This is a genomic window from Yersinia aleksiciae (assembly GCF_001047675.1).
GTDB classification, from domain to species: domain Bacteria; phylum Pseudomonadota; class Gammaproteobacteria; order Enterobacterales; family Enterobacteriaceae; genus Yersinia; species Yersinia aleksiciae.
In genome coordinates this window covers 2,675,767-2,699,252 of record NZ_CP011975.1, presented here as the reverse complement: position 1 = coordinate 2,699,252, position 23,486 = coordinate 2,675,767, and the positions used below count along the sequence as shown (strand labels likewise).

Here is a 23,486-nt window from a genome sequence, read left to right as displayed (position 1 = left end):
CGATGAAATGCCTTTATCTGGTCGAATGATAACATACCCAAAGTGATTGAAGTGACGGCTCGGGCAGTAAAGCGCCCCAGCGAATAGGCCGCAGAAAACAAAAAAGGCGGCTTACGCCACCTTTTCGTCAAATCTCGCGTGATCCGCTCAGATTACAGCAGGTCGGAGATCATTTTCTCAAGTTTGCCCTGATCGATAGCAAACTTACGGATACCGTCAGCCAGTTTATCAATCGCCATTGGGTCCTGATTGTGCTGCCAGTAGAATTCAGCTTCAGTCAGTGGCGTAGGTTTCGGCTGAACTTCACCGGTGTAAGACAATTTACGCTCAACCGGACCTTCGCTTTCTGCCAGCTCTTTCAGCAGTGATGGTGCGATAGTCAGACGGTCACAACCCGCCAATTCAATGATTTCGCCCAGATTACGGAAGCTTGCGCCCATCACCACAGTCTTGTAACCGTGTTGTTTGTAATACTGGTAGATCTCAGTCACTGAAACCACACCTGGATCTTCGTTTGGCGCGAACTCTTTTTTGTCGCCATTGGCTTTGTACCAATCAAGAATACGGCCAACAAACGGAGAAATCAGGAACACACCGGCTTCCGCACAAGCACGTGCCTGAGCGAAGGAGAACAGCAGTGTCAGGTTGCAGTTAATGCCTTCTTTTTCCAGCTGTTCTGCGGCACGAATACCCTGCCAAGTAGAAGCCAGTTTGATCAGAATACGGTCATTGCTGATGCCCGCTTCGTTATACAGTTTGATTAGGCGCTTGGCTTTTGCCACGCTAGCGACGGTGTCATAGGACAGACGCGCATCAACTTCGGTGGAAATACGCCCAGGGATCAATTTCAGAATTTCCAAACCAATATTGACAGCCAGTTTGTCCGTTGCATCGACGATCTGCTGAGCATGATCGCTGCTCTGTTCGCGCGCCCAGGCAATAGCTTCATCGATCAATTTGCGATATTCAGGAATTTGAGCCGCATTCAGAATGAGGGATGGGTTGGTGGTTGCATCTTGCGGTTGATACAGTTTCATTGCCGCGATATCCCCAGTATCTGCGACTACAGTGGTGATTTGGCGTAGGGAAGTAAGTTTATCGGTCATGTTGTCGTTTCTCGTCGTTTGTGCATGAACTTTTGGCATGTCGCAACTTTTTATCGCTTTCGAAATGGTTCTTCACCGTTTTTGGAATGTTAGCCATTTCGCAATATTGGCTATTTTGAAGCCCTGCCTTGTCTTGATAATAACATGCGTAATCCTTGGTGCAAGGCAGTTAAACTGATTAAAAAAAGCGCAACCTTGCTCTATCCGGTTCGCAACCGTTTTCGCCTTTCAAAACAGCTGGAAATCGTCTGATTAATAGCAACTTCATCCATTCTTGTGGTGCTGAGACGATTTAGCTAAGCTATTTATCTTGCGAAAACTATACCTCCGATATAGAAAGCAGCCCACCTATCTTAGCAATCGCCCAATCTTCTTTTAGCTGGCGCGCGCTTTTTGCTACAGTGTGTTATCTGGATTAACAGGATGTCGTGATGCTTATTATTATCTCCCCGGCCAAAACCCTTGATTATCAAAGTCCGTTAGCGACCAACAAGTTTACTCGGCCTGAAATGTTGGATAAGTCACAAGCACTTATCGAGATCTGCCGCGAGCTGACGCCGGCTCAAATCAGCAGCCTGATGGGGATTAGCGACAAACTGGCGGGTTTGAATGCCGCTCGCTTCAGTGAATGGCAGCCTGATTTCACGCCAGAGAATGCCCGTCAGGCCATTCTGGCCTTCAAAGGTGATGTCTACACTGGAATGCAGGCACAGACGTTCAGCGATGCCGATTTTGATTTCGCCCAACAACATTTACGTATGCTCTCTGGCCTATACGGCGTGCTGCGTCCGTTGGATTTGATGCAACCCTACCGGCTGGAAATGGGCATTAAGCTAGCTAACCTACAGGGCAAAGATCTCTATACGTTTTGGGGTGACCAGATAACCGAGAAACTGAATCAAGCGCTGGCACAGCAAGGGGATAACGTGCTGATTAATCTGGCGTCTGATGAGTATTTTAAAGCCGTGAAACCGGCCAAATTAGTTGGTTCACTGATTAAGCCAGTATTCTTGGATGAGAAAAACGGTAAATACAAAATTATCAGTTTCTACGCCAAGAAAGCCCGTGGTCTGATGAGCCGTTTCATCATCCAGAACAAGCTAACCAAACCTGAGCAACTGATTGATTTTAATCTGGAAGGTTATGAGTTTGATGCCGGACTGTCAGCGAAAAACGAACTGGTATTTAAGCGGACTGAGCGGTTTTAACAGCTTCAAGTAGAAAAAGCATTACCCTAAGTCATTGGTGTTGCAGCTAGGCAGCAAACAACGCTGCAACACCAAGTAAGATGGGTAATTATTTCGGTAATGCCATCAAGAACGCCCGCATTGTCGCAAAATCTGCTGGCAAATCATGGGATAGCAAAGGTAATTGCGCCCGAATGGCCAATGGTTTTGGCAGCGGTAATTCCTGACCCAAAATCTCTTCCACGCTCTCTTTGAATTTCGCTGGGTGCGCAGTTCCAATAAACAGCCCGAACTCACCATCTTGCAGTTGATCGCGCAAGACACGGTAAGCAATAGCGGCATGAGGTTCTGAGATATAGCCCAACTTCGCCATCTCGCGCAGGGTCTCTTTTGTCACTTCATCACTCACCGCGCCGTGGCCCAAGTCCTTCAACTGCCAGACTTTACGGCGATATAACTCTTCTACGCGCGGCCAGTTATTCGGCTGGCTAACATCCATGGCATTGGATAGCGTTGCCACAGTGGATTTTGGCTGCCACTGGCCATTGACCAAGAAACGCGGCACGGTGTCATTGGCATTAGTTGCCGCGATAAAGCGCTTCACCGGTAGACCTAAGGATTTCGCCAGCAGACCCGCCGTCAGATCACCAAAGTTACCGCTTGGCACAGAGATGACCAGTTGATTACGTGCTTCTTGTGGCAGTTGAGCGACCGCTTCAAAGTAGTAGCAAATCTGAGCCAGTAACCGGCTGATATTGATGGAGTTAGCCGAGTTAAGACTCAGTTCCTGCTTTAACTCTTCATCATCAAAAGCTTGTTTTACCAGCGCCTGACAGGCATCAAAATCGCCATCAATCGCCACGGTGTGGATATTGCCGCCCAGCGTACAGAACAACTTCTCTTGCAGCGGGCTGATTTTGCCGCGTGGATAAAGGATAACCACACGCACATTTTTCAGGCCGTAGAAAGCATGGGCCACCGCCGCGCCGGTATCACCGGAGGTCGCGGTCAAGATGGTCACAGGTTGATCGCCAGCCACTTCGGCCAGCATTTGCGCCATAAAACGAGCGCCGAAATCTTTAAATGCCAACGTCGGGCCGTGGAACAGCTCCAGTGTCGCGATATCATTCTCAACCTGCGCAACCGGTGCCGGGAATTCAAATGCCGCCTGAACACGTTTGGTTAACACTTCAGGGGTAATTTCGCTGCCAATAAATGCGGATAGAATACGGCTACTGCGCGTGACAAAATCCAGATCCAGCAGTTGGTCGATCTCTGTTACGTTAAATTCGGGTAACTCCAGCGGGAAGAAAAGCCCCTGCTGCTTGCCCAGGCCCTGCTTAATCGCTTGCGAGAAGCTGACCTGCTCGTTGTGATCTTTAAGGTTATACAGTTTCATGCGTTATCCCAGTAGTCGTGCGCCTGCGGTATCCAGACGGCAAATATGAACAAAACCTTCGTCGTTTTGCAGGTAATGATTTTGTAGCCAGCTCGCCATGCGCTGCGCGGTTTCAGTGTCGTTACAGACCGCAAACAGCGTCGGGCCGGATCCAGAAATGCCACAGGCCAGTGCGCCGATATCATGGGCAGCTTGTCTTGCCGCCGCAAAGCCCGGCAGCAACTGCGTGCGATAAGGCTCGGCGATCACATCTTTCATCATTTTGGCGGCTAAATCTGGCTGCTGCGTATGACAGGCATGAATGAATCCTGCCAGATTGCGCCCGTGAGCGATGCAATCCTGACGGCGATACTGTGCTGGTAAAATGGCGCGAGCCTCAGCCGTGGAGACTTTAATGCCCGGATAGGCCATCACCCACAGCCAGTCGTCAAAACCGGGGACGCCCTGACTGATGTAGCCCTCCTGCTCGAGAATCAGCTGCATTCCGCCTAAATAACAGGGCGCAACATTATCAAAATGAACGCTTCCCGAGACGCGCCCTTCCAGCTCGCCCATCAGCCCCAGCAGCGTCACTTCATCCAGCGGCTTACCACAGAATTCGTTCATTGCCATCAAACCGGCCACCACCGAGCAAGCGCTGGAACCCAGCCCTGAGCCAATCGGCATGTTTTTTTCCAGCACCATTGCCACCGGGATCGTTTTGCCGATCTCCTGACAAAAACGCTCCCAACATTGATAAACGATATTCTCTTTCGGGTCATCAGGTAATTTGCTAACAAAGCGACCTTCATTGCGCAGGCTGAAGCTATCTGCCGCAGTCACACTGACGCAATCGCCAAGCAGGGTGCCGTCTATCGGTGTCACCGCCGCGCCCAATACATCGAAGCCGACGCTGACATTGCCAATCGATGCCGGAGCATAGATTTTAACCATATTTAAACTCCCAACTTCCATGATAATGTGCGTAAAAGATCGGCAAATACCCCAGCGGCAGTCACGTCATTACCTGCGCCATAACCGCGTAAGACCAACGGAATCGGCTGATAATAGCGGGTATAGAACGCCAGCGCGTTTTCACCATTCTTCACTTTATACAGTGGATCGTTACCATCAACCGCATCCATCCGCACTTTACAACGCCCGTCCTCAATGGCCCCGACATAGCGCAACACTTTCCCCTGCTCTGCGGCATCCGCCACCTTGCGGGTAAATTCTGCATCCAATGACGGCAAACGTGCCAGGAAGCTGTCTACATCGCCCGAGGCATCGAAACTGGCTGGCAGCACAGACTCAACCTCGATATCAGCCAGTTCAAGTTTGTACCCTGCTTCACGGGCCAAAATCAACAATTTACGGGCAACATCCATCCCAGAGAGGTCATCCCGTGGGTCTGGCTCGGTATAACCCATGGCCTTAGCCTGCAATGTGGCCTCTGACAATGTCATCCCTTCGTCCAACTTGCCGAAGATAAAGGAGAGCGAGCCTGACAGAATGCCAGAAAAACGCATCAGTTCGTCACCAGCATTGAGCAGATTCTGTAAGTTTTCGATCACCGGCAGACCCGCGCCAACGTTAGTGTCATACAAGAACTTACGGCATGATTTTGCCGCCGCCGCGCGCATCTGGTGGTAGTAGTTCATTGATGAGGTGTTGGCTTTCTTGTTTGGCGTGACAACGTGGAAACCATCGGCCAGGAAATCAGCATATTGATCCGCCACAGCCTGACTGGAGGTACAGTCAACAATCACCGGGTTGAGCAAGTGATACTCTTTCACCAGGCGAATCAGACGACTCAAGTTGAATGGCTCTTGTACTTCCGCCAATTCGTGACGCCAGTTATCCAGTGCAATGCCATGCACATTGGTCAACATGGCTTTAGAGTTGGCGATGCCACAAACGCGCAGATCGATATGGCGCTGTTTCAGCCATGGTTGCTGGCGATAGATTTGCTCAATCAATGCCCCACCCACACCACCGACACCAATCACGAACACTTCAATCACTTGATCGGTGTTAAACAGCATTTGGTGACAAACACGCACGCCAGTTGTTACCGAGTCATTACTGACCACCACCGAAATAGAGCGCTCGGACGAACCTTGGGCGATGGCAATGATATTAATGTTGGCACGGGCCAGCGCTGAGAAGAAGCGAGCCGAGATACCACGCAGGGTACGCATCCCGTCGCCGACAACAGAGATGATCGCCAGATGCTCCATCACATCCAACGGCTCCAGCACGCCATCTTTCAGCTCCAGATAAAACTCCTCTTCCAGTGCCTTACGGGCGCGCAGAAGCTCCCCTTGTGGCACACAGAAGCTGATGCTGTATTCGGAAGAGGACTGAGTGATCAGCACCACAGAGATACCGCTGCGAGACATTACGGCAAAGACGCGGGCAGCCATACCGACCATCCCCTTCATTCCTGGCCCTGAAACGTTAATCATCGCCATGTTATTCAGGTTGGTGATGCCTTTTACCGGGAAACCGTCGTCAGTGCTTTCGCCACCAATCAGTGTGCCGGGAGCTTGTGGGTTAGCGGTATTTTTTATCAGGCAAGGGATCTGGAACTGGGCGATGGGGGCAATAGTGCGGGGGTGGAGAACCGAAGCGCCAAAGTAGGAGAGCTCCATCGCCTCCTGATATGACATCGATTTCAATAATCGCGCATCAGGGACGACACGGGGGTCGCAAGTATAAACCCCGTCGACGTCAGTCCAGATCTCACAACAGTCAGCGCGTAAACAGGCGGCCAGCACAGCGGCTGAATAGTCGGAACCGTTACGTCCCAGTACCACTAACTCACCTTTGTCATTACCGGCAGTGAAACCAGCCATCAGAATGATGTGGTCGGCTGGAATATTGCTGGAGCCAATACGGCGAGTCGATTCAGTGATATCCACAGTGGATTCGAGATAGTGGCCTTGCGCCAGCAGTTTCTCAACCGGATTAATCACGCTGACTTGATAGCCTTTCGCCTGGAAGACTGCTTCCATAATAGCAATGGAGAGTTTTTCGCCACGGCAGATGATGGCCGCATTGATGCTGTCTGGGCACTGCCCCAGCAAGGAGATACCGTGCAGAATGTGCTTGAGTTGCGCAAACTCATGGGCCACCAAGGCTTTCAAACGCTCATAGTCAAAACCCGGCTGGGCATCGGCCAATCCGCGCAATAGCTCGGAAAAAATCCGCTCAGCATCGCTGATGTTAGGCGAGATATCTTGTCCGGCGACCATTTTGTCGATCATCGCGACCAGATGATTGGTAATTTTAGCGGGGGCGGATAACACCGTAGCCACTTGTCCCTGACGCACATTACTTTCAATGATATCGGCAACACGCATAAAGCGTTCTGCATTTGCTACTGATGTCCCGCCAAATTTCAGCACTCGCATTTCTGGTTCTCTCCCGCTTTCGCGCTTTTTTTATCGCAAACTTTTTTTGCAAAGATTTGATTGAAAAAAAAAGCCCGCACTGTCTAGGTGCGGGCTTTTTTCTGTTGTTTCCTGTACGCGTCAGCCCGCCCCGTAACCTGTGGTTTCGGTGGTGGTAATAATCGTTGTAATCAGGCTGATGTATCGCATGTCGTCTGTCTGTCTCATAAATGAAGCTGTCCCCCTATTGGTTAAAGCAATCGCCCTACGAAGTCAAATTTTTTCATCTAACACCCCTAAAAAATGAGTCACTCCATCAGGGTTAATCCACTAAACCAATAACCGTTATCCGGCGATCAAAATAAAAATAACCGTTAACACCCAGATAATAAAACTGAAAAAATTACTTAAATCAACACAATTGACTTTGACGTTTTTTTTCAACTTAACGACAAGCCCCCCCGACTGACAATCGACGCAACCTCTATGATAAAATCCGCTTAAAGGACCCAATAGCTATTCTCTGACCTGTTATTCAGGCTAACGATCTAAAAAGTAGCAAAAAATGCCGCTAACCCCTGTTACTTTACATTTGACTAACATTGGCGATAATTCTTCTTATGCTTTTACGTGAAATAGCACGCTGGCAAGAAAAACGGCTTCATTGCCGCTATGTCGGAAGAATATTGATTTTAAACAATAAAAATCAACAGATTAGAAAAATGGTTTTTTTGTTACGTCTGACCGCCAATTTTTAATATTAATAACACTGAATCGATCACATATTTTAACCCGTCATCGCTTAAGCTGGTATTCTTGTAAGTCTTTTTCACAAAAGTGTTAACGTGCTACAATTGAATTTGATATATGTCAACAAAGCGTAGTTTTGTTGGGTGGTAGATTCGGCTCACACTGTTATATTGCTGTTAATAGGGTTAGGATATGCGCCGCTTTTGTCACCTTTGGGGCTGTAGGGAGTAACACCCCGACCAAGCTAGCGATGTTGTTGACGTTGATGGAAAGTGCATCAAGAACGCGTTTGTAGATTCAATTGGTCAACGCAACAGTCATGTGAAAACATGGGGTTGCGGAGGGTTTTTGAATGAGACGGACATTTACAGCAAAGGAAAAAGCATCTGTTTTTGAACTGTGGAAGAACGGAACAGGCTTCAGTGAAATAGCTAATATCCTGGGTTCGAAACCAGGAACAATCTTCACTATGTTAAGAGATACTGGCGGCATAAAACCCAATGAGCGCAAGCGGGCTGTAGCTCACCTGACGCTGTCTGAGCGCGAGGAAATACGAGCCGGTTTGTCAGCCAAAATGAGCATTCGTGCGATAGCTACTGCGCTGAATCGTAGTCCTTCGACGATCTCACGTGAAGTTCAGCGTAATCGAGGCAGGCGCTATTACAAAGCTGTTGATGCTAATAACCGGGCCAGCAGGATGGCGAAAAGACCAAAACCGTGCTTACTGGATCAGAATTTACCGTTGCGAGAGCTTGTTCTGGAAAAGCTGGAGATGAAGTGGTCTCCTGAGCAAATATCAGGATGGTTAAGGCGAACGAAGCCGCGTCAAAAAACACTGCGAATATCACCGGAGACAATTTATAAAACGCTGTACTTTCGTAGCCGTGAAGCGCTACACCACCTGAATGTAAAGCATCTGCGCCGGTCGCATAGCCTTCGTCATGGCAGACGCCATACCCGCAAAGGTGAAAGAGGTACGATCAACATAGTGAACGGAACGCCAATTCACGAACGCTCCCGGCATATCGATAACAGACGCTCTCTGGGGCACTGGGAAGGCGATTTAGTATCAGGCACAAAAAACTCGCATATAGCCACACTTGTAGACCGAAAATCACGTTATACGATCATCCTTAGACTCAGGGGCAAAGATTCTTTCTCAGTGAATCAGGCTCTTACCGACAAATTCCTGAGCTTGCCGCCTGAACTCCGGCAATCACTGACATGGGACAGAGGAATGGAGCTGGCCAGGCATCTGGAATTTACTGGCAGCACCGGAGTTAAAGTTTACTTCTGCGATCCTCAGAGTCCCTGGCAGCGGGGAACAAACGAGAACACTAATGGGCTAATTAGACAGTACTTTCCCAAAAAGACATGCCTTGCCCAATATACTCAACATGAGTTGGATCAGGTTGCAGCTCAGCTAAACAACAGACCAAGAAAGACACTGAAGTTCAAAACACCGAAAGAGATAATTGAAAGGGGTGTTGCGTTGACAGATTGAATCTACATTTACGTACTTTAGTCATGTGATGAACGGGATGACGAGTAACAAGTCAATAAAAATCCTAATATAACAAAGACTTCTGTACTTCCTATTTCTATTTTGTTGGCAATTTTAGGTAGCAAACATGCAGACCCCGCACATTCTGATCGTAGAAGATGAGATAGTTACTCGTAACACCCTGAAGAGCATTTTCGAGGCGGAAGGCTATGTTGTTCATGAAGCCAATGATGGCGCAGAAATGCACCACATTCTGTCTGAGAATGATATTAACTTAGTTATCATGGACATCAATCTGCCAGGCAAAAATGGCCTGCTGCTGGCACGAGAACTTCGTGAACAAGCCAGTGTTGCCCTGATGTTCCTGACTGGTCGTGATAACGAAGTCGATAAGATCCTGGGCTTAGAAATTGGCGCTGATGATTACATCACCAAGCCTTTCAACCCACGCGAATTAACCATTCGGGCACGTAACCTGCTGTCTCGTACCATGAACTTAGGCAGTGTAGGTGAAGAGCGCCGCTTGGTTGAGAGCTATAAATTTAATGGCTGGGAACTGGATATCAATAGCCGCTCACTGATAAGCCCTGCTGGCGAGCACTATAAGTTGCCGCGCAGTGAGTTCCGCGCCATGCTGCACTTCTGCGAAAACCCGGGCAAAATTCAATCCCGTGGCGAATTGCTGAAGAAGATGACCGGCCGTGAGCTGAAACCCCATGACCGCACAGTTGACGTGACCATCCGCCGTATTCGTAAGCATTTCGAGTCCACGCCGGACACGCCTGAAATCATCGCCACTATCCACGGCGAAGGTTATCGTTTCTGTGGTGATCTGGAAGAGTAAACCTCTACCAGGTGATCATTGCAGTAAAAAGCCAGTATTTATATGCTGGCTTTTTTATGACGGAACTCACGATCATCTTCTCAAGCTTATTACTTTGGAATCTTATCCCAAGGAATAATCGGCACGGCACTGATCGCATTTTTCGGTGAGCCATCAACCACACGATCCGAATAGGTCAAATAGATTAGCGCATTGCGTTTTTGGTCGTAGAAACGAACCACCTGTAGCTTTTTAAATACCAGTGAAGTCCGCTTCTGAAAAACCACCGAACCTTCAGATTTCTTATTTGTAATTTTGTCAGTTAACTCAATCGGCCCTACTTGCTGACAGGAAATGGCTGCGTCAGACGTATCTTCCGCCAACCCCAGCCCGCCTTTGATACCACCGGTTTTTGCCCGGCTGATATAACAAGTTACATTTTTAACATCAGGGTCATCGAAGGCTTCAACCACGATTTTATGATCCGGCCCCAGCAGTTTAAATACCGTATCAACTGAACCAATCTCCTCCGCATGGGCGCTAATTGCCCCCAAAGAAAGCATACAACCAAGCAATATCCAACTTTTTTTCATACACTTACTCCATTCCGTTGAATAAGGTTATTCAACGTTAACTTTTTTTAGCAGAAATAAAATATTCGTTAAAAAGCTATTTTATAAATCTTAGATACTTTTTTAACACATAACGACAGGAAATTCTTAAGCAGTCGGGAACATAAAAAGTTGCTACTATGCGCCAGAGTTATTCTTTTCATATTATTAACACCCTAAATTTAGGCCGCTTTACGAGGAAGATCTATGGATCAAGCCAGTATCATTCGTGATTTGCTCAGCTGGCTAGAAAGTCATTTAGACCAGCCTTTAGCACTGGACAATGTCGCTGCTAAAGCAGGCTATTCAAAATGGCATTTGCAGCGAATGTTCAAGGATGTCACCGGGAATGCTATCGGTGCTTATATTCGTGCAAGAAGGCTATCTAAAGCAGCTGTCGCGTTACGACTCACCAGCCGCCCGATTCTGGATATTGCGCTGCAATATCGCTTTGATTCGCAGCAAACCTTTACCCGTGCGTTTAAAAAACAGTTTGCGCAAACACCTGCGCTATACCGTCGGGCCGAGGATTGGCATTCAGCGGGGATATGTCCGCCTATCCGGTTAGGTGCACATACCCTACCTCAACCTGAATTCATCACGTTGCCCGAGCAACATCTGGTCGGTCTAACCCAGAGCTACTCTTGCACCCTTGAGCAGATATCGACGTATCGCACTGAATTGCGGACACATTTCTGGCAACAGTATTTGGGTGAAGCCGATCAACTGCCGCCAGTCCTCTATGGCTTACATCACTCCCGACCGAATCAGGAGAAAGATGATGAGCAAGAGATTTTCTACACCACGGCCATTGAACCACAGCATGTGCCGAGTAACGTGCAGGCAGGACAAGCGGTTATCTTGCAGGGTGGCGAATATGTGCTGTTTAGCTACGAAGGGGCGCTGGACGGTTTGCAGAACTTCATCCTGACACTTTATGGCACCAGCTTGCCGCAGTTAGGATTAACCCGCAGAAGTGGATATGATATCGAACGATTCTTCCCGCAGGGGAGGCCCAAAGATCAGCCTCCAACCTCGCTGAAATGTGAATATCTCATTCCTATCCGGCGTTAACGCTGTAGCTCATCAAGTGCTGGCATATCCAAGTGAGCGGTATCGCCAGCACTCTCAATCACCCACCCTGAAGCCAACCAAGGGCTTTCCTGATAATCAGCACGTGATAGCGAACAGTTGCGCAAACGTAGACGCCGTTCGGCATGTGCGGGTAAACCCAACAACGTACTCAGCAAGCAGCCCAGCGCCATACCATGGCTGACTAACAGCGGTTTACTGCCAGCAGGTAACTCGAGGCAACTATCCAGCGCCGCGCGCATACGCCGCCCCAGCTCGGTCATCGACTCCCCTTCAGGGATACGACCGCCTTCTGTGCCATTGACCATCTGCTTACGCCACTGCTCTTCTTCTGGCGTTAAGCTCTCAATCGGACGTGTTTCCAGCACGCCCATGTCCAGCTCACGCAGACGTGGATCTGTCACCATTTTTAGCCCACAAGCCTCGGCGATAATTTTTGCCGTCTGCTGCGTACGCCCAAGATCACTGGCGATAATATGCGTGATCCCTTGGCTGCGAACCCGTTGCGCAACCAAGTGCGCCTGACGTATACCGTTTTCGGTTAGCGGGCTGTCTGATTGGCCTTGAATACGGCGTTCCGCGTTCCAAATGGTTTCGCCATGACGCACGAGATATACCTGTAACATGTCTTTTTTCCGTTATACTGCGTGAAATAACCCTGCGACTTCATCTGCGAAGGGTATAGATTCTTAAATATATCGAGACTCATTATGTACCATGTTGTGGCCGCAACTACCAACCCCGCAAAGATCAAGGCTATTAGCCTCGCCTTCGATGATCTTTATGGCCCTGACGGCTATCGCATTGAAGGTGTCAATGTCGACAGCGGTGTTCCCCTGCAACCCATCGGCAGTATTGAGACGCGCACCGGTGCCAGACAACGCGTCAGCAATGCACGTCAGATTCGCCCTGAGGCTGATTTTTGGGTCGGGGTTGAAGCCGGTATCGAAGATAATATGACCTTTGCATGGATGGTTATTGAGCACTTACAATCACGAGGAGAGTCTCGTTCTGCCAGTTTGATGCTGCCCGATATTATATTGCAAGGAATTCGCCAAGGCCGTGAGCTAGGCGACGAAATGGCAGTTTTAACCGGGATATCGAATGTTAAGCATAAAGGCGGGGCCATCGGCATTTTCACCGACGGCAAGTTGACTCGTACCAGTGTTTATCATCAAGCGTTATTGTTGGCGCTGGTACCATTTCATAATGAAATTTATCAACGCCCAGCCCAAGGCTGAGTTGCCGCGAAACAAAACTACTTTTTATCTGCCAACAATTGGGCTTCAAGCCAGCTTTTGAGTTGTGGTGGCGCAGCTTTCAGGCTATTGGATCCCCGGGTAATGGTCGCGATACCGGCACCCAGCTGGTTTTTCAATTCACGCTGACTTAACTCCCCACGCATTAACTCCTCAATGATACGGACACGGGTGCCCAGCGCAGTGCGCTCATCGGGTGTCAGCATCAATTGCAGCAACGGCAAATGGAGATCTTGCGCAATCGCATTTTGCAGCAGCGCAACAAAGCTCAGCCAGTGCTGATTATCTTCAGCGGACAATGCCGGATCAGCGTCCACAGGATGATTCGCAGGTGTAGCAATACCCGCTGAATGAGATATTCGCTTTTCGTCGGTCAACAGTGGTTTTGTCATGATAAGTACCCAAGGGAAAGCTGTCATACTATTTAACTAGTACAACAGCTTATCATAACCTCAGACATACCCAAAGAACTTGGAACCGCCGCAGCGTTAAGGATAAGGAATATCCTCAAAGTCATTGGCGTTGCGGCAAGGCAGCAAGCGAGCAAATCCCGATGAGCTGACACAAGTCAGTGATTCGGGTGCGCAAGCGCCGCTAACACCGCCGCAGCGTCAAGGATAAGGAATATCCTCAAAGTCATTGGCGTTGCGGCAAGGCAGCAAGCGAGCAAATCCCGATGAGCTGACACAAGTCAGTGATTCGGGTGCGCAAGCGCCGCTAACACCGCCGCAGCGTCAAGGACGAAGAGGATTAGTAACGCCGCTGCCACTCGGCATCACTCAACACCTTCGTTGGGCGATTCATAAAGTGACGATAAAAAGCATCGTACGCCAACACATTTTTCACATAGCCACGGGTTTCGGAGAAAGGAATACTCTCGATAAATGCCACGGCATCGACCTGCCCGGCACTGTTACCCAACCAGGTATTAACCCGTGATGGCCCCGCATTGTAGGCTGCACTGGATAGAATGCGGTTGCGCCCGAACTGCTGATAGACCTCTTCCAGATAACTGGTACCAATCTCAATGTTGGTGACAGGATCGAGCAACTGACTGCTATTCAGATAGCCACTGATATTATTCAGTTTCACCGTGTGTTCTGCGGTGCGCGGCATCACCTGCATCAGCCCTGCGGCGCCCACTGGTGATTGTGCTTTCGGGTTCCAGGCACTCTCTTGACGGGCAATCGCCATGGCATAACTTGGCGTGATCCCTTTGCCTTCTGTCGCCTGACGGAACTCCGTCGGCCACGCCAGTGGGAAGCGCTCTTCCAGATGGTCCCACAGTTTGGCAACGATGGTCGCCTGAACACTGAGATCAGCCCACTTCTGGTTAAATGCATAACGCGCTAGCGCTTCCTGTTCAGGTTGACTGCGGCTGGCGACCAAATAGCTCCACTCGTTACGGGCCTGATTATCCATATTCCAGTACATCAGCTCACGCACGCGGGCAATTTCTGGTCGCTGTGCCAGCGAAGCATCCGGTTTAGCCGCAACTTCAACCTTAATCGGATAAGGAACGCCCAGTTTCTGCGCCGCCACCATGGGATAAAAACCACGCTCTTGCATCAGGCTACGTAAAATAGCTTCACCCTCGGCTTTCTTGCCTTGCTCCAATAGCAGTGATGCGCGCCAGTAGCGCCACTCATCTTTCTCTTTGGCATCAGCAGGAAGACGCGCCAGCCACGTGGCCAAGCCCTGGCGATCGCCGCTGCCCAGCGACATGCGGATGCGGCGCTCAAGCAAGGGGATGGAGTGGCTACGTAACGTCACTTGATCTCGCCATTTGGCTTGATCGTAAGTCGCATCAGTCCCCATCAAACGCCAGGCAACCGCCTCTTCCAGTTCCAGCTTCTCGCTGTCACTCATTTTTTGCAGTCGCACTAAGGTTGGGATCATCGCGCGGGCATTTTCGACATCCTGACGGGCCAAACGGGTAAATGCAATGATAGTCGCGGAGCGAGTAAAGTCCGTCGGCCCGACCGTGCGGGCGAAGCTTTCAACACTGGCGGGGTCACTTTGCAGTGTCGCCAGTGCCATGCCCATGGTCTGGTAATCGGCTGGCAACTGTTTGAGCAGATAACTGACCAAACTGGCATTGCCCTCTTTCAGCGCCAATTTCATCCGTGCCAGTGTCGCCAATGGTGTTTGATGCCCGGCTTGCTGCCAGACACTGAATAATTTATCGCAGCTTGCGGGCAGCGCCTGCCCATTAAGCCAGATTTCACTCGCGCCATCCCAAGCGACTTGCTGCTCGCCTGTCGCCCATTTGGCATAGTAATAGTTACAGCGAGCGGCAACCGGTTTTGGGGCGGTTGGGCTGAAGGTCAATAACCCACGCCAATCTTCGCGGCGGGCCAGCTCATTAACAAAGCGGGATGGGAGCGAACTTGCAGGCGGCAATGTGGGGTTACGGCTCAGGAAATCATTGACTTGCGCCGCGCTCACTTGGCTCAGATCTTGTGTTAACTGACGGTACTCCAGATAGGGGTACAGCGGATAGTCACGCAACGTGGGCATCAGTTGTGCCACGGTATCCATCTGATTGCTGTCCCAAGCCAGTTTAACTTGCTGATAGCGTTGCCGTTGGGCATCAAGGGAGTCAGCGGATGCGACTCCTGAAGTCGTCACCAGACACACGCCAATCGCCAGATATCGCCACTTTTCCATACTACTGTTTCCTCGCTGGTTGTTGGCTACTGCATTTCACTTACCGTAACCTCTGAGTTCCGGCAGCAGGATATACTAACTAAGAGTTTCACCTGATAGCCAGTGATTACGCACACTAATGGATATGTAGGATTAATCGGCTTGAGTGATGGTTAAAATCAGCGAGGGTCTTCTATGTGATGCTGACGATATTTTGTGCCTTGAAAAAGAGGTCAGACAGAATAGATAGCTCTACAATTATTTACTATTCAATAAGTTAACCTTTACTTATTGCCAAATATTTCGTATTTATTATCTCAGATCAAGGCACTATTTTGATAAAAATCTACTATCCTTGCTTAATATAACTATGCTGTTGTAAATATTTCATTTATACCAAATTGCTAACGTCCGGCAGGGTCAAGGACAAAGGGTAAAATCTTTGCGGTAAATAGATGAAAACGGATAGATAGATTGTAGATTTATTAATTTTTAAGAAGGTTCTTTCAATGCAAAACTCATCAGACCATAAATCCGCCTCCCCGCCCCCAGAGGGAAAGGCCTGGTATCAACTTACTGCGGAAGAATCTTTGCAGCACTTAAGTAGCCGCGAAGAGGGCTTAAGCCAAAAAGAGGCGGAGGAACGCCTTAAACAGTATGGTCCTAATGCGCTACCCGCCAAAAAAAGTAAGCACCCTCTGCTACAGTTCTTAGCCCATTTCAACGATGTCCTGATCTACATTTTGCTCGCCGCAGCCTTGGTTAAGGGTCTGATGGGTCACTCCGTTGACACCATTATTATCCTTTGCGTCGCGGTCATTAATGCCTTAATCGGTTATGTTCAGGAAAATAAAGCTGAGAAGTCACTGAAAAGCATACAAAACATGCTTTCCAGTAAAGCTGTGGTCATCCGTGATGGCAGCGCACAAACCATTGACGCTCAGAATCTTGTACCGGGTGATATTGTTACGCTGAAGCCGGGGGACAAAATCCCAGCCGACTTGCGGTTACTTGAAGCCCACAATCTACAGATTGAAGAAGCTATCCTGACCGGTGAATCGACCGTGGTTGAGAAGCAAATTGGGGTGATTGAGGACGAGTCTGTTATTGGCGATCGCAAAAACCTGCTGTTCTCAGGCACCACTATCAGTGCCGGTACAGCGAAAGGTGTGGTCATTGCCAGCGGCGGTAACACCGAGCTGGGCCATATCAACCAAATGATGTCAGCGGTTGAATCCATTCGCACGCCGTTACTGCAACAGATGGACCGCTTGGGCAAAGCCATTTTCATTCTGATTTTAGTAATGATGGCATTCTTGTTCGTCTTCGCCTTTATCCTGCGCGATCTACCGGTCAATGAACTGCTGCTGGCGCTGATCAGTCTGGCGGTCGCCTCGGTGCCGGAAGGCTTACCGGCGATTATTTCGATCATCCTCTCCCTCGGTGTGCAAGCGATGGCGCGCAACCGCGCGATTATCCGCAAGCTGCCAACGGTAGAAACCTTAGGTGCCATGACGGTCGTCTGTTCCGATAAAACCGGCACACTGACGATGAATGAAATGACCGTTAAAGCGGTGATTTTGGCTGACCATTGCTATCGCGTCACCGGTGAAAGCTACGAGCCGGTCGGCAATATCTACCCCGAAGGCAGTGACCAGCAAGCCACATTGGCCGGGCCGTTAAAAACATTTATCACCGCGGTGAATTTGTGTAATGACAGCCAGATTCAAAAGAACGACCAAGGCCACTGGACCATCGTTGGCGGGCCAACCGAAGGCGCATTGAAAGTCTTGGCCGCCAAATCGGGGATCGAACTGGGCCAAGTGGCTCAGCACGGTAAAATTCCTTTCGATTCGGCTTATAAATACATGGCCACCAGCCATCAAGTTGAGTCGGAAAGCTGCATCTTCCTGACCGGTGCGCCTGACGTGCTGTTCACTTTCTGCCAGCAAGAACTGACGGATCAGGGTGTGGTGCCCTTCCGCCGTGATTACTGGGATGCTGAGATGACGCGCTATACCCAGCAGGGTTTGCGTATGTTGGCCGCGGCCTACCGCCCAACCGAGCAGACCATCAGCGAGTTAGATCACAGCGACATCCAGCAAGGCATGGTATTTGTCGGGATTGCCGGCATGATGGATCCACCGCGCCCGGAAGCTATCGACGCCATTGCCACCTGCCAACAGGCGGGCATTCGCGTGAAAATGATCACCGGCGACCATCAGGAAACCGCCATGGCAATTGGTGCCATGCTGGGGATAGGCAATGGGAAAGACTCCATTACCGGCGGTCAGTTGGAGCATATGGACGATAAGGCGCTGGCGGAAGCGGCGGTTCGTTATGATATCTTCGCCCGTACCAGCCCGGAACATAAGCTACGTCTGGTCAAAGCCTTGCAGGATAAAGGCGAAATCGTCGGGATGACTGGCGATGGCGTTAACGATGCACCCGCGCTGAAGCAGGCCGATGTGGGTATCGCCATGGGGATCAAGGGTACCGAAGTGACAAAAGAAGCCGCCGATATGGTGCTGTCTGATGATAACTTCGCCACCATTGCCCATGCAGTTGAAGAGGGCCGTCGTGTCTACGATAACCTGAAGAAAACCATTCTGTTTGTGTTGCCGACCAACTTGGCGCAAGGGCTGTTAATCATCTTTGCTATCCTGGTGGGTGCGGTGATTCCGCTGACGCCACTGCAAATTCTCTGGATCAACATGGCAACCTCCACCACGCTCTCGTTCGGTTTAGCCTTTGAACCGGCAGAACGCGGTATTATGCGCCGTAACCCACGTGACCCATCAAAACATGTGCTAGACGGCCACGCGATCTGGCGTATCGCCTTCGTGGGTACCTTGATTGCCTGTAGTGCTTTTGCCTTGGAAGCCTATATGGAGCCACGCGGCTACAGCACCGAGTTTATCCGTACCGTGCTCATGCAGACCTTGGTTACTGCGCAGTGGATTTACATGTTTAACTGCCGCGTGATGGATCGCTTCCCACTGAACAAAGAAGTCTTTGTCAACAAAGGGTTGTGGTTGGTATCTGGCGTCTTGGTCCTGTTGCAGTTAGCCATTATCTATCTGCCGTTTATGAATACCGCATTCGGTACTGAGCCATTACCGGCTTACTATTGGGGCGTTACATTACTGGTTTCTATCGCCATCTTTATCATCGTAGAAATCGAGAAATGGATCATCGGGCGCTTCAAAGGCACTTCAAGCGCAGTCTGATTTTCAGCAGCATCATCAAGCCCGGCTAATCAGTCGGGCTTTTTTTATAAATCTTCGATAATATTTAGGATAAATCTCATATTGTCGATACCAAGACTATTCTTGCATCAATTAATTCTTATAATAGTATTTTGGCGACTAATTATTCGTCTGCTGCAATTAACGTGTAAACCGTGTCGCCCTACAGGAAGCGCAAAAATGAATACCGTAACTTGCGCAATTAACGGCGTTAGTAGTTATAAACGCTATCACCCGCTCAAACGGATGACGCTACGGCGTGTCTGGCGGGCCTGTGCCTCTGTTTTACTCCTTATCTCGCTCCTGTTCGCTACCATGCCCTTAAGGGCTGCGAATAATCTGAGTGCAGAACTGCTACATGAACGCAATGATGCCGCCGCCAAAATGGTACTGGGCATTATCAGCTATGCGCGCTGGCCAGTACCACCACCGGTGATTCGCTTATGTGTCGTGGCTCAAACTGATTACGCAGATGAGCTATTCAATCCCGCATTGATGCAAACCGCCCACCCGATCAAAACCGAGCGTTACCCGCAGCCCGACGCGTCGGTTGCCGCCAACTGTGATGTGGTTTATCTGGGTCGTATCGAGGGGCGAAAGCGCCAGGAGCTGGCCGCACGTCTCTCTGGGCACCCGGTTCTGACCATCAGTGAAGATTATGACGAATGCACGCTAGGCAGTGCTTTCTGCCTGCTACTTGAAGATAAGCAAGCTTCTTTCAAAGTCAATATGGATGCATTAGCGCGCGGTGGGGTTCGAGTGCACCCCAGCGTGTTGCAACTTGCCCGTAAGAAGGCTGACGCATTATGAGTTCAATAAAGAAAAAGTCTGCTAGCCAGACCCAACATCACCATGATGCAGCCAGACTCCCGACACTGGGCCGCGTACTGGGGCGAATTCACTTAACGGTGGCACTGGTCTCTGTGGCGACGGCAGGTATCTTCCTCACGCTAGCGGCACTGTTTGCCCTACGGGTTTATGCTGACCATAACCTGCATTTGATTGCCCGTTCGATCAGCTATACCACTGAAGCTGCTGTGGTATTTGGTGACAGCGTCGCTGCCAACGAAGCACTGTCGCTGATTGCCGCCAATGAAGAGGTGGCCGAAGCAAAGATTCTGGATGTGAATGGTCGGGAGATGGCGAGTTGGACACAGCCTGATAATGGCCCCATGCACTACATGGAGCAAAATGTTGCCCGCTGGGCACTGCCTCAACCCGTAGTGCTGCCCATGGTTCATTCCGGTAATGAGATTGGCACCATAGTGATTGTCGGCCACGGCGGTAGCCTACTGCGTTTTCTGCTGCAAGGATTAGCGGGCTTACTGGCGTGTCTGGTGCTCAGCACCTTGGTCGCGTTAGTTCTGTCACGCCGCATGCTCTATGGCATCATCGGCTCACTGAACCAAATTACCAAAGTGGCCCATAACGTCAGTCGCAACCGCAGCTTTGGCCAACGCGTCCCTTCAGCAAAAATTGCGGAACTGAATGAGTTAAGCAATGACTTCAATGGGTTGCTGGAAGAGCTGGAAGTTTGGCAAAAACATCTGACGCAAGAAAATGACTTCCTTGCCCATCGGGCGGCACACGATAGCCTGACTGGTCTGGCAAATCGCGCCTTTTTTGAGGGCCGCTTAAGCCGCACGCTCAATGATTGTCAGTCGGACGATCATGCTGCCGTTCTATTCCTGGATGGTGACCGCTTTAAAGAGATCAACGATAGCTATGGTCATGCAGCAGGTGATGTGGTGCTGACCAGCATCGCCGACCGGATTCGTGCCCTATTACGTGAAACCGATTTAGTGGCCCGTTTGGGCGGGGATGAGTTTGCCGTCTTACTGGCACCTATCCACGAGACAGATGATGTTCTGATTATTGCCAACAATATTATTGAAAGTATGAGCCAACCCATCATTTTGGCCGATGGGAGTGAAATTACGACTTCGCTGAGTATTGGCATTGCGATTTATCCTGATCATGCACAGTCACCCGAAGAGCTGTTACAGCGGGCAGATGAGGCCATGTATCAAGCCAAGAAAAACTTCCAGTCCAGTGGCGGGAGAGCTATTGCTCAGCCATCGGATATTACTCTCACAGAAAGCTTAGGGTAGGTGACATGCAGGGATTGAAAAATAAGAATCTGATCAGCCGTATTTGGTTCAGTTTTTTCGCTATCAGCTTATTGGTACTGGCAGGCTGCCAGGCAAAACCACAAGGGCTGAGCGCTGAGCAAATTGCCGCATTACAAGAGCAGGGGTTTAAGTTAACGGATAACGGCTGGGAGTTCGGCCTCGCCAATAAAGTGCTTTTCGGCAGTGATGTCAGAAAATTAAACCCAACAGGGGTGACTAAAGTACAAAATATCGGCAAGGCTTTAGCCGCCGTTGGCATAACCCATTTGCGGGTGGATGGTCATACTGACTCTACTGGCGAAGATAGCTATAACCAACAACTCTCCTACCAGCGCGCCTTAGCCGTCGCGGATACGCTGGCGAGCACCGGTATTCCAAGACAGAATATTGATGTTCGTGGCCGTGGAAAACTCGATCCAGTCGCTGATAACCGTACCGCCAAAGGGAGAGCAGAGAACCGCCGTGTCTCAATGATAGTGACTGCGCCCTAACCCTTTTTGCTTCCGTTTGCCCTCTATCGAAGCGACTCCCAACGTTATTGGCCCGCAGCGAACAACGCTGTGGCGTCAAGGACGACGGGGATCACTGGGAACTGTTATCAAAACGGGCTACACTCCGCACCAGACATCACTACTAATAGAGAGGCAGACGCAACGTGGCTCAATACGTCTATTCCATGCATCGTGTCGGCAAAGTCGTTCCGCCGAAACGGCATATTTTGAAAAACATCTCCCTGAGTTTCTTCCCTGGTGCCAAAATTGGTGTGCTGGGCCTGAATGGCTCCGGTAAATCGACCCTATTGCGCATTATGGCTGGCATCGATACCGATATTGAAGGTGAAGCTCGCCCACAACCAGGCATCAAAATTGGTTACTTGCCGCAAGAGCCCAAGTTAAATCTTGAGCAAACGGTACGTGAATCCGTTGAAGAAGCGGTGAGCGAAGTCAAACGCGCACTGACCCGTTTGGATGAGGTTTATGCGCTGTATGCGGAACCTGATGCTGATTTCGATAAACTCGCCAAAGAGCAAGGTGAGCTGGAAGCCATTATCCAAGCCCAAGACGGCCATAATCTGGATAACCAGTTAGAACGTGCGGCGGATGCCCTGCGTCTGCCACCTTGGGATGCCAAGATTGCGAATCTATCCGGTGGTGAACGCCGTCGTGTCGCTATCTGTCGCCTGCTGCTGGAAAAACCGGACATGCTGCTGCTGGACGAACCGACCAACCACTTGGATGCGGAATCTGTGGCATGGCTTGAGCGCTTCCTGCACGATTATGAAGGCACTGTGGTCGCCATCACCCATGACCGTTACTTCCTCGATAACGTGGCCGGTTGGATTCTGGAGCTGGACCGTGGCGAAGGTATTCCATGGGAAGGCAACTACTCCTCATGGCTGGAGCAGAAAGATGCTCGTCTGGCACTGGAAGCCTCTTCCGAAGCTGCGCGTCGCAAGTCGATTGAGAAAGAGCTGGAGTGGGTTCGTCAGAATCCAAAAGGCCGTCAGGCGAAAGGTAAAGCACGTCTGGCTCGCTTTGAAGAACTTAACAGCGTCGAGTATCAAAAACGTAACGAAACCAGCGAGTTGTTCATTCCACCAGGCCCACGTTTAGGCGATAAGGTGCTGGAAGTCGAGCATCTGAGCAAATCTTACGGTGACCGCCTGTTGATTGATGATCTGACCTTTGCGCTGCCAAAAGGCGCGATAGTCGGGATCATCGGCCCGAACGGCGCGGGTAAATCGACACTGTTCCGCATGTTATCAGGTCAGGAACAGCCAGACTCCGGCACCATTTCACTGGGTGATACCGTGCAATTAGCCTCGGTTGATCAGTTCCGCGACAACATGGATGACAGCAAAACCGTTTGGGAAGAGGTGTCCGGTGGTCAGGACATCATGAAGATCGGCAACTTTGAAATTCCAAGCCGCGCCTATGTTGGCCGCTTTAACTTTAAAGGGATTGATCAAGGTAAGCGTGTCGGCGAGCTGTCCGGTGGTGAGCGTGGCCGTATCCATTTGGCTAAGCTGCTACAGGTTGGCGGCAACATGCTGCTACTCGATGAACCGACCAACGATCTGGACATCGAAACCCTGCGCGCACTGGAAAACGCCCTGCTGGAATTCCCAGGCTGCGCAATGGTCATTTCCCATGACCGTTGGTTCCTGGACCGAATTGCCACTCACATCATCGATTATCAAGATGAAGGCAAAGTGCAATTCTTCGAAGGTAACTTTACTGAATACGAAGAGTGGAAAAAACGCACTCTGGGTGCCGAAGCACTGGAACCACACCGTATTAAGTATAAGAAAATGGTTAAGTAATTTTTAATCTGACTTATCGATACTCGCGG

General features: G+C 50.0%; 20 protein-coding genes and 1 other annotated feature. Of the genes, 10 read left to right on the top strand and 10 right to left on the bottom strand.

The genetic code is table 11. The features are described from left to right. Positions 1–152 precede the first annotated feature (152 nt). Positions 153–1,106, bottom strand: coding sequence for a transaldolase (gene tal / locus ACZ76_RS12175; RefSeq protein WP_048619161.1), 954 nt, complete (start codon positions 1,104–1,106; stop codon positions 153–155). A gap of 431 nt (positions 1,107–1,537) precedes the next feature. Here tal and yaaA point away from each other — a divergent pair, with 431 nt between their 5' ends. Further along, the gene (gene yaaA / locus ACZ76_RS12170; protein ID WP_048619160.1) at positions 1,538–2,314 is read left to right on the top strand and encodes a peroxide stress protein YaaA; all 777 of its coding nucleotides are present in this window, start codon (positions 1,538–1,540) and stop codon (positions 2,312–2,314) included. An 88-nt stretch (positions 2,315–2,402) separates the two neighbouring features. Here yaaA and thrC read toward each other — a convergent pair whose 3' ends face one another. The 5 genes from thrC to yjjY form a co-directional block, all read right to left on the bottom strand. After that, complete coding sequence (gene thrC / locus ACZ76_RS12165) at positions 2,403–3,692, bottom strand: threonine synthase (RefSeq protein ID WP_048619159.1); 1,290 nt, start codon at positions 3,690–3,692, stop codon at positions 2,403–2,405. 3 nt (positions 3,693–3,695) lie between these two features. Next, a complete protein-coding gene (gene thrB, locus ACZ76_RS12160; protein ID WP_048619158.1) occupies positions 3,696–4,625 on the bottom strand; it encodes a homoserine kinase in 930 nt (309 codons plus the stop codon). 2 nt (positions 4,626–4,627) lie between these two features. Then, positions 4,628–7,087 carry a bifunctional aspartate kinase/homoserine dehydrogenase I gene (gene thrA / locus ACZ76_RS12155; protein WP_048619157.1) on the bottom strand — a complete coding sequence of 820 codons (2,460 nt, stop codon included), beginning with the start codon at positions 7,085–7,087 and terminating at the stop codon, positions 4,628–4,630. A gap of 63 nt (positions 7,088–7,150) precedes the next feature. Further along, positions 7,151–7,269 (bottom strand) — a sequence feature (Thr leader region). Continuing rightward, a complete protein-coding gene (thrL, locus tag ACZ76_RS18470) occupies positions 7,208–7,276 on the bottom strand; it encodes a thr operon leader peptide (RefSeq protein WP_099462105.1) in 69 nt (22 codons plus the stop codon). It overlaps the preceding feature by 62 nt. A gap of 705 nt (positions 7,277–7,981) precedes the next feature. Beyond that, on the bottom strand, positions 7,982–8,113 hold the full coding sequence (gene yjjY / locus ACZ76_RS19570; RefSeq protein ID WP_235428222.1) for a YjjY family protein: 132 nt from the start codon (positions 8,111–8,113) through the stop codon (positions 7,982–7,984). 55 nt (positions 8,114–8,168) lie between these two features. On the opposite strand from yjjY, the gene ACZ76_RS12150 reads away from it, so the two are divergent. Together ACZ76_RS12150 and arcA are read left to right on the top strand one after the other, a co-directional pair. Beyond that, positions 8,169–9,320 carry an IS30 family transposase gene (locus ACZ76_RS12150; protein ID WP_048617478.1) on the top strand — a complete coding sequence of 384 codons (1,152 nt, stop codon included), beginning with the start codon at positions 8,169–8,171 and terminating at the stop codon, positions 9,318–9,320. 127 nt (positions 9,321–9,447) lie between these two features. Continuing rightward, complete coding sequence (gene arcA / locus ACZ76_RS12145) at positions 9,448–10,164, top strand: two-component system response regulator ArcA (protein ID WP_004706052.1); 717 nt, start codon at positions 9,448–9,450, stop codon at positions 10,162–10,164. Between the two features lie 89 nt (positions 10,165–10,253). On the opposite strand, the gene creA is transcribed toward arcA, so the two are convergent. Further along, positions 10,254–10,736: a protein CreA gene (gene creA, locus ACZ76_RS12140; RefSeq protein ID WP_048619156.1), complete on the bottom strand. Its 483-nt coding sequence runs from the start codon at positions 10,734–10,736 to the stop codon at positions 10,254–10,256. A gap of 225 nt (positions 10,737–10,961) precedes the next feature. On the opposite strand from creA, the gene robA reads away from it, so the two are divergent. Beyond that, positions 10,962–11,828: an MDR efflux pump AcrAB transcriptional activator RobA gene (gene robA, locus ACZ76_RS12135; RefSeq protein WP_048619155.1), complete on the top strand. Its 867-nt coding sequence runs from the start codon at positions 10,962–10,964 to the stop codon at positions 11,826–11,828. On the opposite strand, the gene gpmB is transcribed toward robA, so the two are convergent. Then, entirely contained in the window at positions 11,825–12,472 is a 648-nt protein-coding gene (gpmB, locus tag ACZ76_RS12130; RefSeq protein ID WP_048619154.1) for a 2,3-diphosphoglycerate-dependent phosphoglycerate mutase GpmB, read from the bottom strand. The two genes, robA and gpmB, sit on opposite strands and share 4 nt — an antisense overlap. Positions 12,473–12,556: 84 nt before the next feature. Here gpmB and yjjX point away from each other — a divergent pair, with 84 nt between their 5' ends. Further along, positions 12,557–13,087, top strand: coding sequence for an inosine/xanthosine triphosphatase (gene yjjX, locus ACZ76_RS12125; protein ID WP_048619153.1), 531 nt, complete (start codon positions 12,557–12,559; stop codon positions 13,085–13,087). A gap of 17 nt (positions 13,088–13,104) precedes the next feature. Here the strand turns inward: yjjX and trpR are convergent, their stop codons facing one another. Beyond that, positions 13,105–13,497, bottom strand: coding sequence for a trp operon repressor (gene trpR / locus ACZ76_RS12120; protein WP_048619152.1), 393 nt, complete (start codon positions 13,495–13,497; stop codon positions 13,105–13,107). Between the two features lie 358 nt (positions 13,498–13,855). Further along, the gene (gene sltY / locus ACZ76_RS12115) at positions 13,856–15,775 is read right to left on the bottom strand and encodes a murein transglycosylase (protein ID WP_048619151.1); all 1,920 of its coding nucleotides are present in this window, start codon (positions 15,773–15,775) and stop codon (positions 13,856–13,858) included. A gap of 488 nt (positions 15,776–16,263) precedes the next feature. Here sltY and ACZ76_RS12110 point away from each other — a divergent pair, with 488 nt between their 5' ends. From ACZ76_RS12110 to ettA, 5 genes are all read left to right on the top strand, one after another. Then, positions 16,264–18,984 (top strand): cation-transporting P-type ATPase, encoded by a 2,721-nt coding sequence (locus tag ACZ76_RS12110; protein ID WP_048619150.1) that lies wholly within the window; start codon positions 16,264–16,266, stop codon positions 18,982–18,984. 198 nt (positions 18,985–19,182) lie between these two features. Then, the gene (locus ACZ76_RS12105) at positions 19,183–19,812 is read left to right on the top strand and encodes a YfiR family protein (RefSeq protein ID WP_048619149.1); all 630 of its coding nucleotides are present in this window, start codon (positions 19,183–19,185) and stop codon (positions 19,810–19,812) included. Then, positions 19,809–21,113, top strand: coding sequence for a diguanylate cyclase domain-containing protein (locus ACZ76_RS12100; protein ID WP_048619148.1), 1,305 nt, complete (start codon positions 19,809–19,811; stop codon positions 21,111–21,113). Before ACZ76_RS12105 ends, ACZ76_RS12100 begins: the two co-directional genes overlap by 4 nt. A 5-nt stretch (positions 21,114–21,118) precedes the next feature. Further along, positions 21,119–21,625, top strand: coding sequence for an OmpA family protein (locus ACZ76_RS12095; protein WP_048619147.1), 507 nt, complete (start codon positions 21,119–21,121; stop codon positions 21,623–21,625). A gap of 164 nt (positions 21,626–21,789) precedes the next feature. Further along, entirely contained in the window at positions 21,790–23,457 is a 1,668-nt protein-coding gene (gene ettA, locus ACZ76_RS12090) for an energy-dependent translational throttle protein EttA (protein ID WP_032896362.1), read from the top strand. Positions 23,458–23,486: the final 29 nt, after the last annotated feature.